The 3,320-nt window shown below is 34.7% G+C and carries 3 protein-coding genes; all 3 read right to left on the reverse strand.

Features of this window, described 5'->3' with window-relative positions; genetic code table 11:
- Positions 1 to 18: 18 nt before the first annotated feature.
- The 3 genes from AC30RD_RS07550 to AC30RD_RS07560 are packed head-to-tail and all read right to left on the reverse strand — an operon-like array spanning position 19 to position 3,230.
- Positions 19 to 1,269, reverse strand: coding sequence for an adenylosuccinate synthase (locus AC30RD_RS07550; protein WP_489493829.1), 1,251 nt, complete (start codon positions 1,267 to 1,269; stop codon positions 19 to 21).
- The gene (locus AC30RD_RS07555) at positions 1,266 to 2,123 is read right to left on the reverse strand and encodes an ATP phosphoribosyltransferase regulatory subunit (RefSeq protein WP_489493830.1); all 858 of its coding nucleotides are present in this window, start codon (positions 2,121 to 2,123) and stop codon (positions 1,266 to 1,268) included. Before AC30RD_RS07555 ends, AC30RD_RS07550 begins: the two co-directional genes overlap by 4 nt.
- A gap of 3 nt (positions 2,124 to 2,126) precedes the next feature.
- On the reverse strand, positions 2,127 to 3,230 hold the full coding sequence (locus AC30RD_RS07560; RefSeq protein ID WP_489493831.1) for a pyridoxal-phosphate-dependent aminotransferase family protein: 1,104 nt from the start codon (positions 3,228 to 3,230) through the stop codon (positions 2,127 to 2,129).
- Positions 3,231 to 3,320: the final 90 nt, after the last annotated feature.

Below are 3,320 nucleotides of genomic sequence, written 5' to 3' on the forward strand. Positions count from 1 at the left end.
TTCTAACTACTCAACCATTTATCTAACAATAGTATCTACCCTATCTGGACTTGTTGAAATTATAGCAACCTTTGTATCGGTTAGCTCTTCAATAATCTCTATATAATTTCTTGCCTCTATCGGCAAATCTTCATATCTTTTTATCCCAACTACACTTTGCCATCCATCAATCTCTTGATAAATAGGTTTAACATTTTCCAAATCGCTTGGAACATACTCTATTTTTTCACCTTCATATTCATAAGAGGTGCATATTTTTATCTTCTCAAAACCGTCAAGAACATCCAACTTCATTATAGCTATCTCATCGCATCCGTTTAATCTACATGCATACTTAGCCGCAACTGCGTCAAACCAGCCGCATCTTCTTGGCCTTCCGGTAGTAGTTCCAAACTCCGATCCCTTTTCTCTTAGCCTATCCCCCTCTTTACCAAACTCTTCAGTTGGAAAAGGACCGTTTCCAACTCTTGTGCAGTAAGCTTTTGCTATACCTATAACTTTTCCTATATCTTTTGGAGAGAGACCAAGTCCGGTGCACGCACCTGCAGCAATAGTATTTGAGCTCGTAACGAAAGGATAGGTTCCATGATCGATATCAAGCATACTTCCTTGAGCGCCCTCCAATAAAATTTTATGCTCTCCAAGCTCCATTATATCCCATAAATAGTTGGTTACATCTGCAACATATGGAAGAAGTTTTTCTCTATAAAGCTCTAACTCCTTTTTTAACTCTTGCGAAGATGGTATATCGATATTTAATGCTTTAAAATAGACTTCGTTGGCCCTAAAATAGTCTTCTATCTTTTGAGAAAGTTTATCAATATCCTTAAGCTCACCGATTCTGTGTCCGACTCTGCTTATTTTATCGCTGTATGCTGGACCTATACCTCTACCTGTTGTGCCAATAGCGTTTTTCCCTCTTAATTTTTCTCTTGCTTTATCTATCATTTCGTGATATTTAAAAATTAGATGGGCTTTATCGCTAATTAAAAGCCTTCCGTCCAAATTATCAAACTGCTCCATCTCTTTTAGTAAAGCTTGTGGACTTACAACAACTCCGTTTCCTATAATATTTGTTGCCTTAGGATTTAAAATACCTGAGGGGATTAGATGAAGGGCTATCTTTTTCCCCTCGACAACTATGGTATGTCCGGCGTTATGGCCTCCTTGATATCTACATACAATATCATAATTTTGCGCAAGAAGGTCAACAATTTTTCCTTTTCCTTCATCTCCCCATTGCAACCCAACAATCAAATCAGCTCTCATTTAAAACCCTTATCCTCTAAAATTTCTATTAGATTATCCGTATATAAAGCAAAGCCGGCAGCCTCCAAAGAGTCACTTTTATACTCGCCGCCTTTGCATATTGTCATATTTTTTTCTAAAAACCTAAAAAACAGATCTTCGTAATATCTCATTTTTGCGTAATATAAAGGAGCGATTATTACATTTTCGTAATTTATAGATTCTCCAAGGCTTTTTAATTTTAAAAGTTCTTCTTCTATCTCTTGGGGGATTTCACCTAAAATATCGTCAATCTCTTCAAGCTTTTTTAAATAGATCAGCTTTTTTAACCAATCTTCTCCAAAATTTAACATATATTCTATATTTGCACTTTTTAAAATATCAAGAGGAATAGAAAATTCCTCATTTAAAATTTTTGCTATTTTTATATTTGATATTTGTAGCAGGGGGGATAAATTTAATCTATTTAAAATCTCAATGGCAATTTTTAAAACTTCTTGGGATTTTGCACTACCCAAAAGTTCTGCTCCTATCTGATAATATTCATAAGTTGGATATCTAAAAACCGGCTGTATATAAAACCATTTTTTATGAGTAGTGCTTCTACCAAGCCTTTTTGTGATTATCCTAACCACGTCTATTGTAGAATCGGCTCTTAAAGAAAGATCCCTGTTTTGTTCATCGTTTATTCTGATCAACTCTTTTTTATCTTCTATACTAAAATTTTGATGGTATGAAAAAAGAGGAGTCAATATCTCCTCATATCCGTTTTTATATAATATTTCGCTTGAGATTTGTTCTATCTCTCTTTTTAATTTCGCACTCTTTCCAAAATAGAGTCTACTCCCTTTTGGGATCTCATGTTCATAAACCATACACTATTCCTCAAAATATATCTCGTTAAATATCTTATTTGCCTTACCGGTATATTCAATTCTATCAAGATCTTTTAGTGCCATCTCAATAGCGTTTACAACCCAAGACGCTTCATATGGCTCGATTAAGCCCATATGGTTTATTCTAAAAAGTTTTCCTTTTAAATGCTCCTGTCCTCCGGCAATATTTACTTTATATTTCTCTTTTAAAATTTTCCTGATCTTTTCTGCATCTTCATCAATTATAGCTGTCATTGCATTTGCAGGTTTTTTAGGATAGATTTTTAGTCCTATAGCTTCTAAAGCTACCCTTGTTGCCACAGCTCTTTTATCAGTTAAATCATATATCGTATCAAGACCGATATTTTCCATCTCTTTTAACATCTTATTTAAGCCTATTATTAAAGTAGTAGCGGCGGTATAAGCCGTTGTCCCTTCCCTTTGTTTTTTTATCTCGCTGGCCATATTAAAATAAAAGCCTTTTCCTTTTCCAATCTTTTTTACCGCTTTATCGCTAAGGCCAACCATCGATAAACCTGGAGGAAGCATTAAAGCCTTTTGACTTCCGGTAATTAGCGCATCTATATTTTTAGTTTCTATAGGCTCAACTCCTACGGCAGTTATGCCGTCTGCTACAATCATAATATCGGGATTTATTGCTTTTACTTCTTTTGCAATATCTTCAACTGGATGTCTAAGCCCTCCTGAGCTTTCACAAATCTGAATAAAAAGGGCATCGATATCGCTATCTTCTTTGATTGATTCAACTATTTCATAGACATCTGCTGGAGTATCCCACTCATAAGTTAACTCTTTATAAGGGATATCAAAAGCGGCACAAATCTTTGCAAATCTTTCACCAAATTTGCCAGCATTTATTACTAAAGCTTTTTTTTGACAAAGATTATTAACGCAAGCCTCCATCGCTCCCGTGCCGGTAGAAGCAAATATTACCACTTCATCGGTTTTTAAAAGATTAAATAAAAGTTCTCTTGTTTCATTGAAAATTTTTGTAAATTCGGGTGTTCTATGATGCAGTGTAACTTTTGCCATAGCCTGTCTGATCTTTTCTAAAACAGGTGTTGGCCCAGGGGTAAAAAGAAGCATATTTTTATCCTTTTAATCATTTTCATAAGACAAGATAGTATATCAAATGAAGGATTAAGTAGATATTAGAAAGCTTGAATTGGTAATTGA

This window comes from Nitrosophilus sp. (assembly GCF_982775275.1).

Coding starts and splice junctions, on each gene's coding strand:
- AC30RD_RS07550 (WP_489493829.1), bottom strand. CDS start 1,269: ATGAGAGCTGATTTGATTGTTGGGTTGCAATGGGGAGATGAAGGAAAA.
- AC30RD_RS07555 (WP_489493830.1), bottom strand. CDS start 2,123: ATGGTTTATGAACATGAGATCCCAAAAGGGAGTAGACTCTATTTTGGA.
- AC30RD_RS07560 (WP_489493831.1), bottom strand. CDS start 3,230: ATGCTTCTTTTTACCCCTGGGCCAACACCTGTTTTAGAAAAGATCAGA.